This is a genomic window from Mesorhizobium sp. WSM4819 (genome assembly GCF_055811215.1).
The window spans coordinates 21,138-42,086 of sequence record NZ_JBVVQO010000017.1 but is presented as its reverse complement, the minus strand read 5'-3'; the positions used below and the strand labels follow the sequence as shown (position 1 = coordinate 42,086).

General features: G+C 56.8%; 19 protein-coding genes. 10 read left to right on the top strand and 9 right to left on the bottom strand.

Going from position 1 to position 20,949, the window contains the following annotated elements:
- Nucleotides 1-53: 53 nt before the first annotated feature.
- Genes AC0L18_RS17100 through AC0L18_RS17090 form a run of 3 tightly spaced genes read left to right on the top strand, consistent with a single transcriptional unit; the run spans nucleotide 54 to nucleotide 2,055 of the window.
- Complete coding sequence (locus AC0L18_RS17100; protein WP_473493415.1) at nucleotides 54-929, top strand: TIGR04255 family protein; 876 nt, start codon at nucleotides 54-56, stop codon at nucleotides 927-929.
- 39 nt (nucleotides 930-968) lie between these two features.
- A complete protein-coding gene (locus tag AC0L18_RS17095; RefSeq protein ID WP_473493414.1) occupies nucleotides 969-1,502 on the top strand; it encodes a hypothetical protein in 534 nt (177 codons plus the stop codon).
- A gap of 46 nt (nucleotides 1,503-1,548) precedes the next feature.
- Nucleotides 1,549-2,055 (top strand): hypothetical protein, encoded by a 507-nt coding sequence (locus AC0L18_RS17090; protein WP_473493413.1) that lies wholly within the window; start codon nucleotides 1,549-1,551, stop codon nucleotides 2,053-2,055.
- A gap of 223 nt (nucleotides 2,056-2,278) precedes the next feature.
- Here the strand turns inward: AC0L18_RS17090 and AC0L18_RS17085 are convergent, their stop codons facing one another.
- A complete protein-coding gene (locus tag AC0L18_RS17085; RefSeq protein WP_473493411.1) occupies nucleotides 2,279-2,944 on the bottom strand; it encodes a hypothetical protein in 666 nt (221 codons plus the stop codon).
- Between the two features lie 324 nt (nucleotides 2,945-3,268).
- Here AC0L18_RS17085 and AC0L18_RS17080 point away from each other — a divergent pair, with 324 nt between their 5' ends.
- Entirely contained in the window at nucleotides 3,269-4,171 is a 903-nt protein-coding gene (locus tag AC0L18_RS17080; RefSeq protein ID WP_473493410.1) for a DUF2971 domain-containing protein, read from the top strand.
- A 198-nt stretch (nucleotides 4,172-4,369) separates the two neighbouring features.
- On the opposite strand, the gene AC0L18_RS17075 is transcribed toward AC0L18_RS17080, so the two are convergent.
- The 3 genes from AC0L18_RS17075 to AC0L18_RS17065 all read right to left on the bottom strand — a co-directional run bounded on the left by AC0L18_RS17075 (nucleotide 4,370) and on the right by AC0L18_RS17065 (nucleotide 7,452).
- Nucleotides 4,370-5,176 carry a hypothetical protein gene (locus AC0L18_RS17075; RefSeq protein ID WP_473493409.1) on the bottom strand — a complete coding sequence of 269 codons (807 nt, stop codon included), beginning with the start codon at nucleotides 5,174-5,176 and terminating at the stop codon, nucleotides 4,370-4,372.
- Nucleotides 5,173-5,559, bottom strand: a complete 387-nt coding sequence (locus AC0L18_RS17070) for a hypothetical protein (RefSeq protein WP_473493408.1) — start codon at nucleotides 5,557-5,559, stop codon at nucleotides 5,173-5,175. Before AC0L18_RS17070 ends, AC0L18_RS17075 begins: the two co-directional genes overlap by 4 nt.
- Nucleotides 5,560-5,973: 414 nt before the next feature.
- Entirely contained in the window at nucleotides 5,974-7,452 is a 1,479-nt protein-coding gene (locus AC0L18_RS17065) for a protein adenylyltransferase SelO (protein WP_473493407.1), read from the bottom strand.
- A 331-nt stretch (nucleotides 7,453-7,783) separates the two neighbouring features.
- Between AC0L18_RS17065 and AC0L18_RS17060 the strand changes: the two genes are divergently transcribed.
- Nucleotides 7,784-8,806: an IS110 family RNA-guided transposase gene (locus tag AC0L18_RS17060; RefSeq protein WP_473493493.1), complete on the top strand. Its 1,023-nt coding sequence runs from the start codon at nucleotides 7,784-7,786 to the stop codon at nucleotides 8,804-8,806.
- Nucleotides 8,807-9,755: 949 nt separating this feature from the next.
- Here the strand turns inward: AC0L18_RS17060 and AC0L18_RS17055 are convergent.
- The 3 genes from AC0L18_RS17055 to AC0L18_RS17045 form a co-directional block, all read right to left on the bottom strand.
- On the bottom strand, nucleotides 9,756-10,571 hold the full coding sequence (locus tag AC0L18_RS17055; RefSeq protein ID WP_473493406.1) for a YopA family protein: 816 nt from the start codon (nucleotides 10,569-10,571) through the stop codon (nucleotides 9,756-9,758).
- A gap of 466 nt (nucleotides 10,572-11,037) precedes the next feature.
- Nucleotides 11,038-12,039, bottom strand: a complete 1,002-nt coding sequence (locus AC0L18_RS17050; protein ID WP_473493405.1) for a DUF4238 domain-containing protein — start codon at nucleotides 12,037-12,039, stop codon at nucleotides 11,038-11,040.
- Nucleotides 12,040-12,055: 16 nt separating this feature from the next.
- Nucleotides 12,056-12,877: an integrase gene (locus AC0L18_RS17045; protein ID WP_473493404.1), complete on the bottom strand. Its 822-nt coding sequence runs from the start codon at nucleotides 12,875-12,877 to the stop codon at nucleotides 12,056-12,058.
- Between the two features lie 211 nt (nucleotides 12,878-13,088).
- Here AC0L18_RS17045 and AC0L18_RS17040 point away from each other — a divergent pair, with 211 nt between their 5' ends.
- From AC0L18_RS17040 to AC0L18_RS17025, 4 genes are all read left to right on the top strand, one after another.
- Nucleotides 13,089-13,529, top strand: a complete 441-nt coding sequence (locus AC0L18_RS17040; RefSeq protein ID WP_473493403.1) for a hypothetical protein — start codon at nucleotides 13,089-13,091, stop codon at nucleotides 13,527-13,529.
- Between the two features lie 30 nt (nucleotides 13,530-13,559).
- Nucleotides 13,560-13,802, top strand: a complete 243-nt coding sequence (locus AC0L18_RS17035) for a hypothetical protein (RefSeq protein ID WP_473493402.1) — start codon at nucleotides 13,560-13,562, stop codon at nucleotides 13,800-13,802.
- Nucleotides 13,803-13,820: 18 nt separating this feature from the next.
- Nucleotides 13,821-14,270, top strand: coding sequence for a hypothetical protein (locus AC0L18_RS17030; protein ID WP_473493401.1), 450 nt, complete (start codon nucleotides 13,821-13,823; stop codon nucleotides 14,268-14,270).
- 66 nt (nucleotides 14,271-14,336) lie between these two features.
- Nucleotides 14,337-16,220, top strand: a complete 1,884-nt coding sequence (locus tag AC0L18_RS17025) for a competence protein CoiA family protein (protein ID WP_473493400.1) — start codon at nucleotides 14,337-14,339, stop codon at nucleotides 16,218-16,220.
- 398 nt (nucleotides 16,221-16,618) lie between these two features.
- Here AC0L18_RS17025 and AC0L18_RS17020 read toward each other — a convergent pair whose 3' ends face one another.
- Nucleotides 16,619-19,030, bottom strand: a complete 2,412-nt coding sequence (locus tag AC0L18_RS17020; RefSeq protein WP_473493399.1) for an AAA family ATPase — start codon at nucleotides 19,028-19,030, stop codon at nucleotides 16,619-16,621.
- Between the two features lie 279 nt (nucleotides 19,031-19,309).
- Between AC0L18_RS17020 and AC0L18_RS17015 the strand changes: the two genes are divergently transcribed.
- Nucleotides 19,310-19,843 (top strand): hypothetical protein, encoded by a 534-nt coding sequence (locus tag AC0L18_RS17015; protein ID WP_473493398.1) that lies wholly within the window; start codon nucleotides 19,310-19,312, stop codon nucleotides 19,841-19,843.
- Between the two features lie 479 nt (nucleotides 19,844-20,322).
- Here AC0L18_RS17015 and AC0L18_RS17010 read toward each other — a convergent pair whose 3' ends face one another.
- Nucleotides 20,323-20,931, bottom strand: coding sequence for a hypothetical protein (locus AC0L18_RS17010; protein WP_473493397.1), 609 nt, complete (start codon nucleotides 20,929-20,931; stop codon nucleotides 20,323-20,325).
- Nucleotides 20,932-20,949: the final 18 nt, after the last annotated feature.

The window sequence follows — 20,949 nt, the reverse complement described above, 5'->3', positions numbered from 1 at the left end:
GCAACATTTTGAACGGCAGCTTTGCGCCCTCATGTCGGACGTAGAGACCAACTGTGCCGGTGCCGGAAAGCAGACATCACTGGCGACCAGCCCATTTCCATTCAACGGCTCTTACCCCATATATGCTATGGAAACTCTTCACCAACCGTGGCAATTTGAATCGCTGGGGGATTGATTCTGTGCCGAATTCGCTGCCGAATAAGCTCAAGTTCGACGCTATTCTAGAAGCTGTTTTTGAAATTCGCTTTGAGCCTGACCCCAACCTTGTAGCCGAGATCTTGTTCGGACGCTTCGCTGACGTCCCGGAGTGGCGGGAGTTCAAGCAAGTTCGCCTTCCCACCGCAGATATTCCCGCACCCATCCGGCGCGCCGATCCCGGTCTGAGGTATCAGCCGTCGATCGAGCTTGTTTCCGCCGATGGCGGCATGTCCGTTCGCGTCGGCCCTCAGGTCATTGCCTACAGCCGCCGCGGTAATTACCCGGGCTGGGAAGTGTTCGGCGTCGAACTCGCCAGGGTGGTCGACACCCTCTATCGCATACTTCCGAACGCCCACGTAAGCAGGCTCGGGCTACGCTACATCAACGCCCTTCGTTCCAATGCTCATGGCATCAGCAACGTCTCCGACATGGACATCGCGATTGCCGTCGCCGGCAGCGATGTTACGTCGAGCCTCAATCTCAACTTCAAGACCGATGTGAACAGCAACCACGAGGCAATGTCTCGCATCGCCACCGTTGATCTGGCTGAGGGCTTCATCCCTGAGAACGCCTCGATCATCGTTGATATCGACGTCTACACCGGAGGGTCTTACTCCACCCGGAACATCGACGAGGTAAAGTCCTGGGTAGTCGCGGCGCACCAGAAAGAGAAGGAGAGCTTCTTCAAGGTTCTCGGAGAAAAAGCCACACAACGGCTCAGGGAGGATTAAATGTCTTCGCAAGCTACACTGCCAAGCCGGCGCGTTCTAATGGAGCGCCGTCAGACCGTCGATCGTCATATCGAGAAGCTGGAAAAGCGGCTGCTCGAATGGGCGGCTCGTAAGGCGATGCAGCAGTATGAGACGCAATCGGTTCGCATCGAGGATTATAGGCCCTACCTGGCTGCGCCGAACAACTGGCTATCCGTGGTCGAATCCCGGATCAGGGACTCGATCAAGCCTGACGAATACGAGATCGAGAATTCGGCCGAGTGGCTGACCGCCGACGCGGCACATGCAGCCATCGCCTTCTTCAGATCAGGGGCCGAAGCGCTCCCGACCGAGCCGCATATCTACGCAACCAACAATGGGGATTTGGTCGCGGAGTTCGAGACACCTCAGGGCACTATGACCAGCGTGATCTCGGACGACGAGACGATACTGTTTGCTGTTCTAGCACGGGATCCCCAAGAGCCGATTCAGAAGGTTATTCGCCGCGGGAGCAACACCTTTAAGGAGGAGTTGCGCTCGGTGAGCAAGAAATTATCCGCTGGGCAGCATGGCAAGGTGGAATCCGCCAAGTAGTGTCGGTCAAAATGAGCAGATAGGCCGTCGGCTCTACGAAGAGCCGATGTTGAGGGGTACGGCCGGCCAGCCGAACTTCTCCGGCCTTCGGCTCAATCACTTTGAGGAGTCGCGCGGCAGCGAGGTATCGCTCGATCGCCTTGGCGCTTCCGGCATCGATCGCAAGGTTTCAAGCTATCTGGTCCCTCGCGCTCAAGCGGCCGGCGAAACCTTCGGCAAGCCGAAGACGTTTGACGGATGGGCCATCGTGGCGGCCAAGAAACTCGTCCAGGCAAAGAAAGAGCCCAAGCTTCCGGTCCACGCCTCACCGGTCGATGATGAAGAGCCCAAGGACAACGTCTATCACGCTCACGTTGTACGGCCCGACGCGCTGAACTCCTACCTTATGGCGCTCCACTTGAAGCACATCTTCACGAGCTACGGGAAAGTCCACTCGGTCGACGCGCCAGACGAGGATTGGCTGGGATATCTGTCCAAACTACCAATGATTGGCAAAATCTTCGCAAAGCTCGGCAGAGCCTTTGGCAAAGGTAACTCAGACACACGCCGGTAGCGTCCAGCCGTTGGTGAGATTTTGCCTGTGTACATCAGCAAGACACCTCAGTTCGCTGCTTCGCAGTGGGGCATCGCCTTTTGGACGCAAAGAGCTGCCGGTCCGCTGTCGGCCCGCTGTAGACAGACAGCAAGGCGCCGCACGTCGGCCGTCGGGTGGCACCAAACCGTTCCCAACAGCTGCCACACGTTCGTGCGGCAAACATCGCCAGTGAATGGCGCTGCTAAACAGAATCCCCTTGCCTTTGACGTCGAACCTGCTCTTCGCGAGCTTGCCTTTCGGCCTCCCGGTCTGCGGCGTCGTACGTCTCTACGCGCATGCGTTGAGACCCGGTGAAGCCCTGCAGTGCATCCACGATGTCCTTGAGGCGCCGAGCCACGTCGTCGATGCTGTAGATACGCCAGTGAGAGTGGCCTTCGACACTTTCCACGCGCAATGCATCCTCGAAGGAGAATGGTCGGCCGTCGATGCCCGCGAATCGTATCGACGTCCTGAACTCGGCGGGAACATTTTCGCGAAAGAGGTCCGGTCCTATGCCGAGATCGAACTTCAACACCTCATGAGGCCGCATGAACGATAAATCGCGCAGGATTTTTGAGTCCTGTAGGTCGAATCTTTCTGGCCATTCTGTTGTCTTCTTGATTGAGGCAGAGACTTCAGTCGCAGCTGCCCCGGAAAGATTGGCCACGTGCAGCTGCACGATGTTCGAGTGCACCTCGTTGACCCGTAGGTAAGCGACGACGCGCGGTCGGTTTGCAGATAGCCGTGACTGCTTGGTCTCGCCGAGCAGCTGGTAAGTAACCCAGGCGTAAAATGCGGTCACCATCAGCAGTGCAACAGTCGCAAGACCGGTGACTGCTCCAGCATTCTGATTCAGTGCTTCAATCAAGATGCCGCTCCGTCATTACTTTTGTGGTCAAAGGAGATGACTAGGTCAGTGTCGACTAAGCAGCTACTATACCGAAGCTAGGTCATGTTGTCTTGGCAGTTGCTGCCGAGCAGCTAAGCGCCTACTTTCTGCAATCTAGGGCGCGTTCAGCGTTAACTGAAAGCTGACGTTGCCGGCGGATGTCCGGAAAGTCGCATTCGCGCGGTTGGCGTCCACTATGTGAGGGCCTCCTGTGGGGTGTGTCAACATTTGTTCTGGCGTTGGCGTTGATGTAGGTCCACGAGTTGCATAGCATCTAAACCACAAGTCATGAACCGACCGCGAATGAAATCGGATCAGTTTCTGTACCATTACTGTTCCAGCCCGACCGCCTTTGCGATCCTGCAGTCTCGGGCATTTCGCTTGTCGGCGTTGTCAGCGGCCAACGATACGCTGGAAGGACGCGTCCTGGGCAAAGTCTTCTCTGAGATGCTCTCCTCCACCACGCTCGCGAAAGGGGTGGTGGATGTTGCATCGGTGATTGCAGAAGGTTTCCCGGACTCCACAGAAGGATTCGCATTGTGTCTTTCCGAGGATGGCGACCTGCTCAGCCAATGGCGGGCATACGCTCGTGATGGCACGGGGGTATCGATCGGTTTCGCTACCGACGATCTGACTGCGGATTATGGAGCCGTCAATTTCGGGGCCCAGTACTTCGAGCTGACGAAGGTGGAGTATGGCGAAGAAGGTCTCCGCGAAAGCCTGCTCCCTGTTGTGGAAGCCGTTCAGGAATCGTTCTCTGAATACGGCGAGTTCGTCACCCTGAGCGAAGGCATCACGAAGGAACGCGCTTTGGCCGCTTTAGCGGATCGCGATGGCAACGTTCAGGGCCTGTTCAGGGGGCGGGAGAACAGCGCGGAACTTGTGTCGCAATTGATGGCGCTTCTTACGCCCCTGCACTTCCGTATCTACTCAACCAAGCCTCGGTCCTTTCATGAGGAAAGGGAATGGCGTCTCTTGCGCTATCGCCATTGCGTCCCGCTCACCGACGTGGAGTATTTCGCTGACGATTTCTCAGTCCGTCCGTACATTTCTTGCCTGATCGCTGATCCTGCGAAGAATGCCGTTCGAGAGGTCGTACTGGGACCGAAGCACAGGTCGAACATTAACTGGATGCGCGCCTTCTTGGCATCGGCAGACCTCTCTCATGTGCATGTCCGCCGATCCACAATCGCAAGCTATCGCTAGCCGATGGTTGAGCCGAGTGTGGGCGCCGCTCAGGCCCGTGCCATCGGATTGATCGCATGCCGGACGGTCGAGGCCGGTAGGCCCTCACGAGTGCTTGTCACCAGGATGGACGCAAGGATTTAGAAGGCTCTAGCAGGCCCTTGGACAGCCGACGGATAGCTCTTCTTCCTGACGGTGCATCCGGGATGTAAGGAGAACTCATACAACTATCCCCAGCCACCTCCGGTTGACGTCGAATCTCAGGAAAAGCTCTGCTTCTGGCTTGATTAGGAACTCCACCCATTTTCGCCTTGTATCGAAGACGTTTGCTCCATCACCGCCATTCTTGACGATGAATTTTGCAAACTTCCCCGACATATCAAAAATCAGAGACACTTCATCATTCGCGCGAACAACAAACCCTTCTTGGTTTAGCTTCGTGTCATATACGAACGGACCGCCATAGTACCGATTCCGTCTTGGGTCGATCATCATGTTTCTACGAGGATCGATCGACATATTCCGGTTTGGATCGATCATCATGTTCCGATTTGGATCGATCATCATGTTCCGGTTGGGGTCGATCATCATGTTCCGGTTGGGGTCGATCATCATGTTCCGGTTGGGGTCGATCATCATGTTCCGGTTTGGATCGATCATCATGTTCCGGCGGGGATCGATCGACATGTTCCTATCGGGGTCGAGCATCATGTTTCGTCTTGGATCATTGGTGGTGGGAAAGGTGGTCGCTCGGCCTGACTCGGATTCCTCGGACGAAAGGTCGAGCAGGAGAAGGTATTCCCCTTGCTGGTCGCTTTCGAGGCTCGTGAAAACCGTATACTCGCCCACCTCGAAGGTTATAAATCGCTCGCTTAGGGTGCGAACACTGACGCTATCAGATCCAACAAGAACGTCCGATTTTTCCTTCGTCTCGATGAGCTCTATTGCAGCTCCGAGTTCCCGAAGCCCACTAGCGGAAACTTGGGTAAGTTTCGTGGTAAACTCGGGGGTTACGACAAACCTCACTTCATGATCCTCTCGAATTCTTCCATAGCGCTCGTGAGCTCGCCTACGTTCCCGCTACGAATGAGCTCTCTATACCTGTCGGCAGCCTCAGGGAGACACTTACTCCTCATATACGCCCGACAATAATCATCACTCAAAAACATCTCAATTTTGCGCTCATGGATGTAAAGAGCGCGGTGATAGAGGAACGTAATTGCCGCCAAGAACAGAAGACCATAGAAGCTCTTGGATTGGTAAAATTGTGACCAGAGAAAGTCTCCTACAGAGGAGATTTCCGCTACAAATGTTCCTGATAAAACTCCGGCGGCGATAGGAACTACTACTCCGAAGAGCGTCTTCCAGCCGGGAGATTCTAATATCTTTTCGAGCGTCTTGGAGCTCAAACTGGAGTTTCCTCGGTCCACCTACGCAATCCGCAGACGGCATCCAAACCTGTATATTGTCAACGGGCGCTTTGACAGAAGTGCCGAAAACAAACGATCGCTCGAACGAGCGCGGAGCTTTCCCGAACCAAGACTGGCCCGCTAGCGCATTCGAATGTCCACTATCACTTCCGGGAAGCCGTCAACGGACCGTCTGCTGTCGGCCTAGCTGCCGACTAGTCCCCTTTCGCTTCCCTTCCGGCCAATGGTGCCCGAAGGAGAAGCACGATGGGACATTTTCCAGCACGATCCTGCGATGCCGGAGCGCAAAGCTTCGAATGCTAGCCGGAACGGCGCTCGCGCGATCGAGCGCTCTTTTTCGTCATCCAACGCATCTCTTCGCAACGAACCTCAGGTTCAGGTCCCACAACAGGTTCAGGTCCCACAAAAGGTCTTATAGACGCGGCCATCGCGCGGTGGTGGCTCGGCATAGCTCGCGAAGCCTGGCTGGACTTCGTATGGCTTGCCGAGCACGGTCAGAAGGTCCTCGAACGGTCCGAACTCCTGTTTCTCCACGGCGGCCTCGATGACCGCCTCAACGCGGTGGTTGCGGGGGATAACGGCCGGATTGACGCGCTGCATGGAAGCCCGGCGCGCTGAACCTTCCTGCGGCTCTTGCCCGAGCCGTTTGCGCCAGCGCTCGGCCCAGTCGTCATATGGGGCAGGGTCTTCGAAGAGGCTGCGCACCGCGACGTCGCCTTCGGGTCCCATAGCGGCCTCGCTCAGGCGTCGGAAAGTCAGGGTGAAGTCCGCCTTGCCAGCGACCATCCGATCGAGAAGATCCTGCGTCAGCGCAAGATCGCCCTCCCGCTCCGACAAAAGTCCCAACTTGCTACGCAAGCCACTATTATACGCGTCGCTGAACCGTGCTGCGAAGGCAGAAAGCGCATCTTGTGCCTGCTCCACGGATTTGTCCTGATCCTCAGCCATGAGGGGCAGCAGACACTCCGCCAGCCGCGTCAGGTTCCACTGGGCGATCGCAGGCTGATTGGCATAAGCGTAGCGACCTAACTGGTCGATCGAGCTGAATACGGTCTTGGGATTGTAGATGTCCAGAAAAGCGCAGGGGCCATAGTCAATCGTCTCGCCGGCGATAGACATGTTGTCGGTGTTCATAACCCCGTGAATGAAGCCGACGAGCAGCCACTGCGCTATGAGGTTCGCTTGGCGCGCAATCACACTTTCCAGCAGTACCAGGTAGGGGCGAGCAGCACCCGCGGCATCCGGGTAGTGCCGGGCGATCGCGTGATCAGCGAGAGCCCTCACCGCATCCACGTCCCCGCGCGCCGCGAAGAATTCGAAGGTTCCGATCCGCATGTGGCTGGATGCGACCCGTGTCAGCACTGCGCCTGGGAGGTAGGTTTCTCGTATCACCTCATCACCCGTCATGACCGCAGCAAGCGCCCGAGTGGTCGGAATGCCAAGAGCCCCCATGGCCTCGCTGACAATGTACTCGCGCAGAACGGGGCCAAGCGCCGCCCGCCCGTCGCCGCCGCGGGAAAACGGTGTTCGGCCGGAGCCCTTTAGCTGGATATCCCGGCGCACTCCTTCCTGATCGACGATCTCGCCTAGCAGGATTGCCCTTCCGTCGCCGAGCTGCGGCACGAACTGGCCGAACTGGTGTCCGGCATAGGCGGTAGCGATCGGCTCGGCACCTTCGGGAATCCGTTTGCCGGCAAGAATCTCAACACCCGCCTGCGTGGCGAGTTCTACCGGGTTGAGCCCGAGCTGGACGGCCAGCTCCTGGTTAAGCTTGAGGAGGTGCGGTGCGGAGACCGGGGTCGGGGAAACACGCGCATAAAACGAGCTCGGCAGCCGAGCATAGCTGTTGTCAAATGCAAAGCGTACCGTCATTCACACTCCTCAAACATCAACGGCAGTCGCGAGACGCTTCGTCGGTCGCAAAGATTGTTATCAATGACAATAGTGCCATCAGACTGCCGGTCCGTATGCTGATGTGGCGATGCTCAAACTTCATTTCCAGCTACGTGCCAGAAATGGATATGTCAGTGCCTTCGGGCAAGTAGCCTCTTCGAGCGGAACGGCTACGAAGCTTCTCGCGCCAGCGAACGTCTGGTCTTCGCGAATCGGTAGCCTTAAGCCGCCTGACTGCTTTTGATGCGGTGGACGGCTCTCCTCCCTTCCTGCGGTATGATCGCGGGATTAGAGCTGGAGGAGCGCTATGATAAGCAACGTTACGACAATCGGTCTGGATATTGCGAAGTCCGTGTTTCAAGTCCACGGCGTGGATGCGGCTGGTGAGGTTGCAGTTCGCAGGAAGTTGACGCGTGGGCGTGTGCTGCCGTTCTTTGAGAGTTTGCAGCGATGCCTTGTCGGGATCGAGGCGTGCAGTTCGTCGCATTATTGGGCTCGCGAGCTAATCGCGCGTGGCCACGATGTGCGGCTGCTGCCGGCACAGTATGTGAAGCCGTATCTGAAGCGGCAGAAGAATGATGCTGCAGATGCAGAGGCGATCTGCGAGGCCGTGACACGACCGACGATGCGCTTCGTGCCGGTGAAGTCGCCTGAGCAACAGAGTGTGATGATGCTGCACCGGGTTCGATTGATGCTCAACCGCCAGCGCACACAGATATCGAACGCGTTGCGGGCGCACCTATCCGAGTTCGGGGTCGTGGCGCCGATCGGGCGTAATGGAATTGAGCAACTTCTCGTGGTCATCAACGACGAGAACGATGCTAGGATACCGGCCGACGCACGGCTTTGCCTGAGGATGCTTGAAGCACAGCTTCGTGTCGTGAAGGAACAGATCCTCGAAAACGATCGCCGGGTCCGTGCGAGTGCGCGAGAGACCGAACTGGGTCGCAGGTTGATGGAGATTCCGGGCGTTGGCCCGCTGCTGGCGAGCGCGTTCGTTGCGACTGTCGCCGATCCGCACGCATTCAAGTCGGGGCGATGCCTCTCGGCTTGGATCGGGCTCGTGCCGAAGCAAAACTCGAGCGGGGGAAAGGAGAAGCTCGGCAGCATCTCCAAGGCAGGTAATCGCTACCTGCGCCAGCTGCTCGTCGTCGGGGCGATGGCAGTCATCCGCTATGCCGAGCGGAACGGGACCAGGCGCCCATGGCTCGTGCAGTTGATGGCACGACGAACGACCAAGGTCGCGGCGGTTGCGCTGGCTAACAAGACAGCCCGCATGGTCTGGGCATTGATGACCGGCGGCGAGCGCTACAGGGAACCGGTAATCGCATAAACTCAGACAAGGCGAGCGGTCGCCGACGAGGTTGGAAAGGGCGGACAGGAGCTAATGCACAAAGCCGGTTGAAACCGCCGGATCGGGAAAACCCACTGGGGCCGTGCACTATAAGTGCGAGCTTTCGATCGGGACCTGAGACGCGCGAATGGCATTAGGGCCAGCGGCACATGAAAGGCCGCACCTACAGGTCGGATACATGGCCGCACCAACCAGCAACTGCAAAAGCTCACAAATCCCTTGCCAACGGAGAGCCGTCCATACACGGCCCCAAAGCGGTCAGCGCACGGTTCTACAAGTAGGAATCCACTGGGGTTCCTGGAAGCTTTTCGAACTTTCTGGGTCGCGCCTCCAGCCGAATTGCGCGGGCTTATGAAGGACGTTGGGGCGGCTGAACTAGCTGCGGTGCAAACTTGATCGGGATGCTCATCTGGGGTTCGTGTCGGTAGAGGATACCGCCAGTACGGTGCTGCGATGAATTCGTTTGCTAAATCGATTCTTTTGCAGGTTATAGGGCAGTTGCAGCCTTAAATCGTGTCCCCGCAACCAATTCTATCATAAATCAAATACTGTCCTGGTTTAACCGAGGCGGTTTTTTGCGTTTCGGGCAACGCAGCGCAGCCTCTATTGCTTATTTGGGAAGCGCCGACCAAACATTGCCTCTATCGATCGGCCGGACAGTTGGAGCGCACTGCACAGCGGCTCGGACCGCCAGCTACCCAGGATATCTACAAACGCGGGGCACATGAGTTTCCCCACTACGGGAATGGCCGCACCTCTCCAACCCACTTCGATATCAGGCGATGCGAATAGACTCCTCGATACCCGCAAAGCCTGAGCAGCATCACCTCAATATACCATTGTGCGAGGTGCCAAGCCTCCGGAATGGCGGATGGCAATTTCCCAGGAAGCATACGCTTGGGATGCACGAGTTCATTGCGAAGTTTCGTTATTGCCTCCGGGGCGTCGGCGAATGCGCCGTTTCTTTTCCAACGGCGCATCGCTTGCTCGAGGGCGGAATGGCAGTCCGAATCTTCAAGTGCTGGCAGGCTGCCCGAATTTTGTCTGCTGCATTTGCAGCCCTTGGAAGGGTGATGCCAGCGTTGGTCAGCACCGACATTGATAGGCCTTCGAGAGCGGCTTGTGAAAGTACCAGCCCCCCATCTACGCCGGCGCCTTCGCCTGCACGGTTGCTCCGAAGATACCAATGGAGGCCGGTATAGCCTGCTCTTGAGAGAGACGGGTCATGAAGTAGCTCCACAAAGCCGGGAAAGGCCGCTGCCAGACATTCGCCGTGGTGGATGTCAAACCAGCTTGGGCAAGATTGCCAAGGAGCAGCGATGCGTTGCCCCCAATTCTGATAGTGTTCCTGACCGTTCCGGTCATAACCGACGATCCCGAAGAGCGACGTCCATGCGCCGCGCGCAAAGGACAGGAAACGGTGCAGATCGTGAACTATCGCTTCGAGCTGCCCGCATGTGAATGACTGGCGATCTGCGTGCACTATGCGCGCAACATGGGTGATCGCATTGCCTCCTTCAGCCTTTAGCTGCTCGATGATCTTGCGAGTTGAGGGAAGCGCCTGAAGCTCTATCTCCCAATCCAGGGTTCGCAGGACGACGCACCCCAGCCGTTGATTTGATTGGCGAAGGTCGCTCTGGGCACCAAGGCAAAAGAACTCGGGAAAGTTAAGAACATGAACGATGGCGGATGAGAGGCGTACGCGCCGGTCGCGAACCTGCGTGAATGCTGAACCGTTCGCCATCAACCAAAGCTTTGCACCTGCAGTGCCTATTTGCGATTGAGTCACAAGCACCGGAAAGAACCGACCATGCGGCCCGAATCTTAGCTGAAGACGCGGATCTTGACTAAGTCGATACCATCGAGGCTCGTGTTAACTTCGACGAGCACAGGTTCTTTGTCGGCCAATTCAAGCCGAGCGTTACCGGAGCTGGCAACGGTTATCCCTCCGGCTCGGAGCTCGAGAGGTGCGCTGCCCAAATCAATTGCAGTATTAGCAGTTGCAGCAGCGTATTTCGGAGCAATCAAATCTACCATCTAACAACATAGCTGGTGGGCACGATCGTCGTCTAGGGAGGGTCAGGCAAACCGGGATTGTCGGACCGCAGATGAAGCAGCGCCAGATGCATCTCCATGCCCGCCGGAACAATCATAGTGGCAAAGAGATCATCACTCATTCGTTGCAAGCGCGTTACACAGGGATAGTTGCCTTAGACTGCATCCACGTCGGTCGCCGTTCGGCGAACAGCACGTCGATCCAACATCGGTCCTCGTCCGGAGCGATCGCCCTGCGCCGCTGTGGTGACGGTTGGCACAAGGCGCGCTCGACGCGTGCCAAGGTTCTTGGTTACGAACAGCGCTGAGACCGGGGAACGGCTAAAAATCTCGCGCTCGGCATTCTGCACCATTGCTCTATTGAACGCACGAACTGTGCGCCGCAGACAGCGGAAGACAGCGATCCTGTCAGAAAACGGAGCGCGAAACCCATTTATGACCAGCAATGCCCTCCTTGGTGAGATGGGACACATGGCCTCTGCTTCGCCAAACCCCAGAGCGGCCGGTGTCACCGGTGTGTCACCGATAACAAACTCCTCTTCATCCGGCGCATCGATCAGGATGAGGGCGCATTTGTGAATACGGCCCGCATAGTCCTCAAGATGCTCGCGTATAATCCCGACATGAAGAACATCTGTCTCAAATCTCGCTTCGTCGCTCTTTAGGCCCAGCACTGCGGCAATATTCTGCACCATGTGGTTGGAATTGAGCGCGTCCTTGTAGCTCGGGATTCTCACCATGAGGGATGCGATATAGCGCGACAATGCCCAGCGATCGCCTGGTGAAAGGACGGCCGAGAAAGCCCGCGCATCCGGAACAAAGCCGTCCCGCTTGATATTCTTACCCTCCGCTCGGAGAAACGACTTGTCATACTTCTGTTCGAGCTGAAAATCTCGTCTCTTCTGCGTTGCAAGCCGGCCAAGTACCGGACCAGCTGGTCCCTCGACCTCGTTCGCGAAGAAGGTCTCTAGCGTCGAGTCGCGTGTACCGTCTGCCCGCCAGATTGAATTGTAGTGGCCGATGACGGCTGTGTTCAAAGGCTGCGTGCGTCTTATCTCACCCGCCGCATTGGTCATCGTGATGCAGCCCTCACCATCGACCCATAGCTCGGAATGACAAGTTGGCCACCAATGGTGTCGTTTCGGAGTGCTCTTCATTGTCTTGTGCGACTGGTCAGGGTGCTGAGTTGAATGTTTTCTCGGCTGCTTCAAAAGCCGTAATCGCTTCGGTCTGCTCATTCACAAGCGTTCGGAAAGCGTCGAATGCTTGATAGCAAATGTCACGCTCCTTCTGAAGCAGGTTTCCCATCTCGCCAAGATCAAGCGCCGGGCTGCCGCCGATGCCGTATAGAATGCGCCCCGATTTCTCGACCTTCCGGCCCACAAGCCGGGTCACGCCAAGCACGAATCTGGCTGAGAAACCGTGGTTGTAAGTGTTGCGAAAATCATCAGTTTGTTCTTTGAAAACGCTTCCGGCGATCGGCTCGATCTTCAGCTTGAACCTGCGGTACTTCCTCCATCCGCGGCAATAGGGTTCGATATCGTTCAGATAGAGATTTGCGGTGGGAAAATCATCTTTCCAATCAGAGATCTTCGTCATATTAGCCTGGTGGCATAGGTGCCCCGCAGCGAAGGTAAAACGGGATTTGAGCGCGTATGGGAGCCCCAGCGCGACGGTCCCAAGCATGTCAATGAGCTCGTGCGTCAAATCGTGCTTGTCTTCATTGGAGAGCGGAGCAAGAACCGCGGCCCAGGTCCGCAGGCGATGCGCATAATGTGTCAGGTCGTTGATCTTGTTCGCTAGCTCGCCTGAATATTCAGCCAGCATTTCGTTATAGGCCATCCATCTCACACTCAGCGGATCAGGTAGGCTCCACCAACGGTAGGGCATCCAGCGCCCGCCGATCGGAGTCACGTCGAGTTGCGCACGATATTGCGTGTAGAACCGGATGAGTTTTTCAGAGCGCTTTAAGGTGAATTCGTCCGGCACAGCCATCAACCCTTCTCAATATCAGCGCAAATGCCCCTGCAAACGAAAGGACGAGCGACGCCGCCGCGCTCTGGCTCTGAAAGAGGTCGCAGCCGAGCTTTCGGCGACTGGCGATGGCCTGATCCGTTCGGCGCTAGGCTAGTAGCGGGTCAGGAGCAAGTGCGAGGCTTTAGCGAATAGCTTTGCTATCCTCGCGCAACCTCCGCTGAGTCGTCCAATGTCACGCTTGATTGTACCGTCGCCGAAGACGCTGACGAAAACAGTTGCAGCCTGTGTCGAGAATGCCGAGCGTCTGCTTGCTGACGCTGACATGTTCGAGTTCGAGAAGCTGAAATCGACACGACTCTATCTGATCCTAATTGCACAGGAAGAGCTCGCGAAAGCCTTCATGCTCATTCTGGTATCGATCGGCATCTTTCCGCTTTCGCGGCCGATCCTGAGGGCGATGAACGACCACTCGTGCAAGCAGTTGGTCGGCATGCTCATGGACTACATGATCATGCATTGGGAAGACATCGAAGACGCCCGGCGAATGATCGCAGAGGACTTCGACATGGGCGATGATCATTTCCCGATCGACATCGCCAGCGCACTCGAATTGCTACGATATGAGAAAGTCGCTCGATGGGAAACCGGAATGGGCGGCTACGCGGACTGAGACCTAAATTACAGCCAGGCGGCTCGCAAAGTGGCATCTGGCAAGCACGATCGACGGAAACAGGATGCGCTATACGTGCGCGTTAATCCTGACGGTTCGACCAGTAGCACGCCCCACAAGGTTATGGATGCTGAGGTCAAGGACGAAGCCGAGCGCGCCAGTCGGTATTGCTACTTCGTCAAAGAGTCGATGGCTGGCAAAGCGTCCGGCATGCGGTATGAAAAGACCGTCGCGGCGCTAAGAATGCTCTTCGGCCATCGCCCACCGATCTAGACACGGCTGAATACCCAGATGGCAACACGCGACGAACTCTACGCGAAATTCGGGATAGCAGCGGAAGCGGCGCAGCTATTCGAGACCGAACTTGGTTCGCTTCTCCTATGCGCCCGTGGCCTTGAACGCGGTTGGCACCATGAGGTTGACCCCGAAGATGCGCGAAAGCTCCTTGACCACATTGACCGCAGCACACTGGGCCAGCTGTTAGGCACATTGAAGAATTGTGTCAGTCTTGACTATGGTTTGGTGGATCGCTTCGCGTCTGCACTCAAAGCTCGAAACAGGCTGTTCCATCGGTTCTATGAGTCCCATGGCTTCAAAATTCAGACCGATGAAGGCCGCGATGCGATGGTGGCTGATCTTGAAGTTTTACACGGCGAACTTTTCAACGCATGGCAGGCCGCTAGCAAAATGACCGCTGTGGCGACAGCATTCCTTTTGGAGGCGAAGCGAGAACAGGAATAGGCTCGGCGTTCGTCAGGCAGCATTGCCGAGCATCCTGGCTCTTCAACGGTGCAAACCGGAGGCGAGGTGGACGACCACGAAAATGCGAGAATATCTTTCGGCACCGATCGTGCACAGCTTGTCTATGGGCTGAGGCCGGACCGCACGTTGGCGCATATCAGCGAGGTTCAGCGCGGCATTGCTTGCGGATGCAATTGCCCTGCCTGCGGCGGTCGGTTGGTGGCTCGCAAGGGTGATGAGAACGTGCCGCACTTCGGGCACGACGGTGGCGACGGGTGCGGGGGCGGTCCTGAAACCGTTCTACATCTCCTTGCCAAGGAGGTGTTTCGAGCAGACCCGTCGCTACTCCTGCCGAAACGCCTTGGGCTCAATAAGGGCAACGTCGTGACGAAGCCGGGTCAGCAGGTCACGACGCAATTCCTTCGAATCGAGTTCACTGACCCGAAGACGGTTATCCCGGACCTCTATGTTCGGGCGCTAGGGTATGACCTCTTTGTTGAAGTCGCGGTCACCCATGCGAGCGACGAAACAAAGATTCAACGCCTTCGGGAACACGGCGTCATGGCTGTGGAGATCGACCTGTCAAAGTTGCCCCGAGACTCGACACGTGAACAGATCGCGGATGCGGTGCTTCGATCCGCGCCACGGTGTTGGCTCTATCATCCCGATATCGACAAAGCGTTGGCGAAGACCCGCGCCGACGAAGAGACATGGCAGGCTGCACAGGGAAAGCGGTTCGCCGACTATCAGGCCAGGCATGAGAAGCGGGCAAATGAATTGGCGCGCGCCTATGTCGACGGGCTGAAACAACTGGCCGGAAAGAAGATTGCTGTTCCGCGTGATGCAGAACTCAAAGCAATCGGACTCGCCGAACATGTTGGTATCGAGGTCGCCGGCTATGCGTGTTTCACTGTCCCGCCTGCGGTATGGCAGGCGACAATCTTAGCGGAGGTCTTTCACGACCAATGCCTTGGTAGCGCAGCTGCCAAGGCAGTGCCGATCGCCAAGCATTTGGAAAAGAGCGCGCTGATACGGCCGCAATTTCAGCGTGTCACTACCGAAGTAGCGAACGGTGTCGCTGTCGCCGAACCTCGCTTCGCGCCCGCTTGGAAGGCGATCGACAACTATTTGCAAAACCTGCTCGGAAAGGGCGTTCTCGTTCAGCAAGGCTACGGAGTGACGCTGGAGAGGTCCCTTGCGGACAAGTGGACCGCGCGCACGCTGGCAGAGACACAGAGAACCGCTGTCGTGCATGCCGCAGTGCAAGCAGTCGATTGGATCTTAGCCGAGCTTCCCGCCGAAGAGCGAGGGGACATGACCGGCGAGTCGTGGCTGGATTCTATCCACACGGAGACGAACATGACATATCGGGCCGCGATCGAGTCTGATGTCGAAGCGCCGAAGATCGCCGCCGAAATAGACGCCGTTGTCGCGATGTTCGGAAAGAGCGGCGCGATCCCACATGCGGCGTTGGGTTTGCCTATTCGAGGCGCAATCGAGCGCTGCGAGGCTCAGAGATCAAAGCAGGCCGAAGGGCTACGGCAGAAACAGATTCAGGAAGCCAACCGACTTAGGCAATCGCGTCGGGACCGGCTATGCGTTGACGCTGAAACGGAACTGAGCGGCCCTAATCTTGGGGCCTTTCTGAACGCGAAACGCGACGATCTGAGCGGCATGTCGCCGTTGGAAGCGGCGGAGGATAGCGAGTCGGGATTGACCAAGGCTCGAGGCGTGCTCTCCGCCGATGTCAAGCGCAAGCGATATCAGGAGAAAATCACTGCCGATACCAAGCAGTCTTTGTCAGCGAAGCATGTCGATGCTTTCCTGAACGGCCGGGATGACGACTTAGAGCGGACAACGCCGCTCTTGTACGTCCGAGATGACGCCACCTATCGGAAGGCGCTCGGGAAGCTAGCTGAATGGCAGAGGGGGTTCGGCGGACCGTTTTGATCATAGGAGCACCACCGTAAAAAATCATGGCCGGGAGGAGTCTCGGTCACTTTTCTGCGCTCATTTCACCTGGGGCCAGTGACCTGCGTTAGGATTGAGCAGTCCGTCCTCGTAGACTGCCGTAAAGCGGCGTAAATCAGCGTCATCGGCGTGACCTATCTCACGCCGTTTCTCAGACACGCCGCATTGATTTCACTGAAGAGTCTAGTGGCAGTGGGAGACCGCCACATAGTGAGACCCACTATTGAAGGGGCATTCTTTTGCTATCGGCGATGCTCAGCATAGATCGTAAACGTCGCCGAAGATCGCTCGGAATTAGGATGGCTTGGGCCATAACACGAGGCTCAAACGATCCGGCTGGTGTATTGAGAGCTATGGCTGCAAGAGACCGTATTTCGTCATGAGCGCAGACACGCGGTCAATATGCGGCTGGATATTCGATCTAAGCGGAGCGACATAGCCAGCTTGAGTGTGGTGCGCGGGATCACAAAACTGATCGTGTCCCGCATTCCAGCGTGTTCGAAAGGAAGGGTGTTTGGGGTTGAGCGAAACAGGTCGGCAAGCTGGCCGGAGTTAGCGGTGTCGTAACTTGACGGTACAGGCTGACCAGTTTGCCTTAGGTACAACTCCCGAACGAATTCCTCGACTAGCACTCGGAGGCGATCAACGGCGTATGTGCGGTTGCCTTCATTGCTACTGGCTGCGCCTCTAATGTCCGCGAGCATTTGCTGGAGCCGCAATTGCCGGACAATGACAGGGCCGCCGAGTTCAAAATTCTCGTAGTGATAGTGGCGAATGTCCCTTGCCATGTTCAGGCTTCGGAGTTTGTCGATGACGCCTTTGACGTGAGAGAGGACCAGGATTTGTTTGCCGCTCTGGTCCAGAAGGTGCGGGACCACATTGGCGATAAATGCCTCCGCGTGATCATCGTCCATCGCTTGAACGGGGTCATCGAGAAGAATGAAGCCGAAGGGTGATGACGGCGTTGTCGCCCGCATCAGCCAAACCGCCAACCCGAGGCAATTAAGCTGGCATTCGCTAAGGTTTGCCGCAGCCGACATGCGTGTGCCGAAGCTGGTCGCGTGCAGTTTCATAGAGTCGTTGGCCGGTTCCATCATATCGAAACCGACAGAAACTCCCGGATTGAGGAGGGCGTAGAGTTCTTTCACCTCCTTGCCCCGCGTTTCTAGGAGGAGCGTTTGTTTGGTCTGCGCCATGGCTTCGACCGAACGGATTAGTTCCTGTGTTTCCTCCAATATCGCTGCATAGCGGGCTAACAGGTGCACGTCAGCGATGCCCTTAAGACCCTTGCCTACTGCGTCGATGAGGGCGACAGCCTCGTTCGCTGCTATTTTGCTACTGACTGTCTCAGCAATCGTGTCCCATGCCCGTTCGTAAGCCAACAGAGAACCAATGAAGGCATCCACCGCCCGAGCCAATGAATGGCGCGAAGCGTGTCGATCCTCAATCAAAGCGGCAAGCTTCTCGGCCTGCGAAGCTCGATCCTTTGTTGTGGTTGTCAGTTCCCTGTCGGCTCGAAGTGCGGTGCCAAGTTCCGGTTGAGCCTTTATGTACGCGTCGTGGGCTTCAAGATAGTTGGGGAGTTCTGCGTTTGGGCCGAGAAGGCTAGAAAGCGAGACTCTCTCCTCATCGTTCAGACCTGTGATGCCAAGGGCAGACACGGCATTTGATGCCGATGTTCTGGCCGTTTGAGAGAGTTCAATCTTGCCGTCGAGCAAGTTCGCGGCTTCGACTGTGCCGCTGGCCTCCTCCAATCGCTTTCTCAACACTGCTCGCTGTTGCGGGACCAATGTCGGCTGCTCGCACATGGGACAGTCATCCCCATGAAGTTCTAGGGCTAGGCCGTTTGTCCAGAATATAAGCAAGGCTCTTGAGTAGTGCGCGGCGGTAATGCCGGCGAGTACGCCCACAGCGTCGTCTATGGCTCCGACGGCACGCTGAAACTCTTTCAAGTCTTCGACGGCATGATCGCGGAGGAGCGAATGCCCTTCGTTCAACTCGATAGACGTTACGTCTAAAACCGCTTTCCCCGCCTTCGCCCGCTCGGCTCGCAGTGCAGTGAGCGCGTCGTCGATGCTTGAAATCTCGTAACCACTGATCTCGGCAGCAGCAGTCTTAAGAGCCGCTTCGTCTTTTTCGTCAACAACGAGGGGGCTGGCACTCCACCTCGCGGCAAGCGACGCCGTAGACGGTATCTTCGCAAGGTTTGCCGCAAGCCCTGCCAGTCGTTTGCGGGCGTCAACGATAGCCAACGGAGGCGAACGCTGAAATGATCCGCGAGAGCTCTCAAGGGCTGACTTGAGTGCCGTGAGTTCATCAAGCCCGAGCGCTGCGCAAATGGCATCACGGCGGTCCTTCGGCTTCGAATGAACGAAGGTTTGCAAACCGTGCTGTGCCACCACGGGATAGAAGGCCTCAAGCGCCATGACACCCAAGGTTGAGAAATCCGCAGGTTGACCGTCGACAAAAGTTGTGGACGTTTCCTTATCCCCAAGGCGGCGCATAAGAGTCAGGTCGCGGCCCCTGAACCGAGCCATTAGGGACACTTCGGTGGGCGTGCCACCATGAGCATTGGCAAACGTATTGGTATATTCTGCTTTGCTAAAGTTTTCGCCCCGAAGCCGCCGTTTGGTTGTCCCATAGAACAGCCACTCAATGGCTTCGGCTAAACTTGTCTTGCCGTGGCCGTTCGGTCCGTAAAATGGGACAAGGTCTCCATCCAGATTGATGGTATCGACCGATGGCCCAAAACCTCGAAAATTACTAGCGGTTAGGTTGAGAAGCCGCATCGGCGTCCTCGCTCAAGGCGATTCCATCTGCTCCTTGAGCCTCGTAACTATGTCTTCCGGCTTGACTGACGGATCTCGGTGACAATCAATAAAAGTGTTAATGAGAGTCTTTGACAGCGCCTTTGATACGCCGCCCTCGAACTCTTCCAAATGTGTTTTGTCAGTCATGAAGACTCTTGCAAATAAATGTGAATTTACTCGCGAACTTAGCGACGCGAAAGCTAATTTATCACCGGTCGAATTCGACCAGCTATGTCATTTCCCGGGCGGAACGCTGTCATGCTTATAGCCTCAGACGAAGAGAAGGCGGATGTCGTCCGCTACTTCCTCTCGCAATCACCGCCCGGCACCGAGGTGGCGTTCTTGCAGAAAGTCTATGCCGAAGTTCTCATGGGCCATCGCCACGATGTTTGGGACGTGCATGGCAATCACGGTCGGTGGTGGGTGGTCACAAACCCGACGAACCTATATTCGCAAGACCAGTTTCCGAACATGGACCTCGCGGTCACTTTCCACATGGGACTTTGCCTTCGCGTCCCACGAACTCACCAGCAACGGCAGGCGGACCGACGAGTGGCTCAGTTCGGCGTCGTTTTCACCAAGCTGCGAGAGGCAACTGACGCGCTCAGCCAAGCGCAGAACGTGTCGGACTATCAGGCTATCGGAGTGCGGAGCCGGGAAGCGCTTCTGGCCTACGCATCGGCCGCCCAGGACCTAGCGATTTGGACACCCTTGAGCCCACCGAAACGGGCGGATTTCAAAGGTTGGAATGAGTTGATCTGCGATGCTGCCCTGGCTGGAAGCGCCCAATAAGAGCGGCGGCACCTGTTCAAATCATTGGGGGCTGATAGTTGGGTGTTTGCCAACTGGCTGACGCATTCCCACTCAGTCACATGGCACGATGCGGAAGCTGCTCTCACAACTGTCGAACATTTTCTCGGCCTCGCCACTTCAATGGTGCTGCGGCACATCCGTTTCGTTCCCGAGGAGTGCCCCGAGTGCGGGTCTCCGCACCTGTCCCCGGGAGAGGGATTGCGTGAAGATATGCCTGAAATCGCTTGGGAGCGCCCTGTATGTGCAGACTGTGGCTGGACGGGAACTCCCGTGCCCAGCCGAGAACGAGAGCCCGAGGAATTAGCTGAACTATTCGAGCGGGAGGGCGGGGATGACAGCGACGAATGCATCATTCCAACGGTGCCGTTGAGGGAACTGCGCGGACCAAATGGTCGCAAAGGTGGGTAGGCGTCATCCGCCTCTGCCGGCTCGACCTCGCCGTCCGCACCAGCAATGGCTCATCCGGTGAGAAAGGTCGGGCCGGAGTTTGCGACAACATCAAATGCCTTTGCAACGTCATCCTCGGTGAGGAAGACAGCGGCGTACCAGTCTGTCCGTCCCGGACGTGATAAAAAGCTGGGGGACAAAACAGAACCCCAACTTTGTTGAAGTGCGGCCCCCCTTTTGGCGTTGTCGTGTTTCAACAGGTTGACCAAATCGCGGACCGCACCGAGGTCCGGATGAATGGCGATGCCCTTGGCGACTGCAAGAACCACCAGTTCGTCGTGCTTCGCCTTGTCATTCCCTCCGAGCGCGAGGCGGGTTGCTCGCTCCCAATAGTGATAGGCGGCGATCACGAACGCCTTCCTCAAGGCCGAAAGAGCTTCGTCACAGGTTTCGATCTGCAATTCCAGCGCTTGCTCTTTGGTATAAAGCAAATGGCCCTCTTCATCCCGTTCTTCAATCCATTCTCCGCCGTTTTCAATGTCCTGCGCATATTCCGCTGCCTGGGCTCTGGCCCGCTCGACATCGCTGCGAAGCGCTCGTGACGCCGAGAGGTAGCCATCGCGCAAAATCCGCGTACTTTGCTGAAACCGGTAGCCATTAAGATTAAAAAAGAACGACATTCAGGCCCCCTTAGAAGG

Coding starts and splice junctions, on each gene's coding strand:
- AC0L18_RS17095 (WP_473493414.1), top strand. CDS start 969: ATGGAGCGCCGTCAGACCGTCGATCGTCATATCGAGAAGCTGGAAAAG.
- AC0L18_RS17090 (WP_473493413.1), top strand. CDS start 1,549: ATGTTGAGGGGTACGGCCGGCCAGCCGAACTTCTCCGGCCTTCGGCTC.
- AC0L18_RS17080 (WP_473493410.1), top strand. CDS start 3,269: ATGAAATCGGATCAGTTTCTGTACCATTACTGTTCCAGCCCGACCGCC.
- AC0L18_RS17065 (WP_473493407.1), bottom strand. CDS start 7,452: ATGACGGTACGCTTTGCATTTGACAACAGCTATGCTCGGCTGCCGAGC.
- AC0L18_RS17055 (WP_473493406.1), bottom strand. CDS start 10,571: ATGGCGAACGGTTCAGCATTCACGCAGGTTCGCGACCGGCGCGTACGC.
- AC0L18_RS17050 (WP_473493405.1), bottom strand. CDS start 12,039: ATGAAGAGCACTCCGAAACGACACCATTGGTGGCCAACTTGTCATTCC.
- AC0L18_RS17045 (WP_473493404.1), bottom strand. CDS start 12,877: ATGGCTGTGCCGGACGAATTCACCTTAAAGCGCTCTGAAAAACTCATC.
- AC0L18_RS17040 (WP_473493403.1), top strand. CDS start 13,089: ATGTCACGCTTGATTGTACCGTCGCCGAAGACGCTGACGAAAACAGTT.
- AC0L18_RS17030 (WP_473493401.1), top strand. CDS start 13,821: ATGGCAACACGCGACGAACTCTACGCGAAATTCGGGATAGCAGCGGAA.
- AC0L18_RS17020 (WP_473493399.1), bottom strand. CDS start 19,030: ATGCGGCTTCTCAACCTAACCGCTAGTAATTTTCGAGGTTTTGGGCCA.
- AC0L18_RS17015 (WP_473493398.1), top strand. CDS start 19,310: ATGCTTATAGCCTCAGACGAAGAGAAGGCGGATGTCGTCCGCTACTTC.
- AC0L18_RS17010 (WP_473493397.1), bottom strand. CDS start 20,931: ATGTCGTTCTTTTTTAATCTTAATGGCTACCGGTTTCAGCAAAGTACG.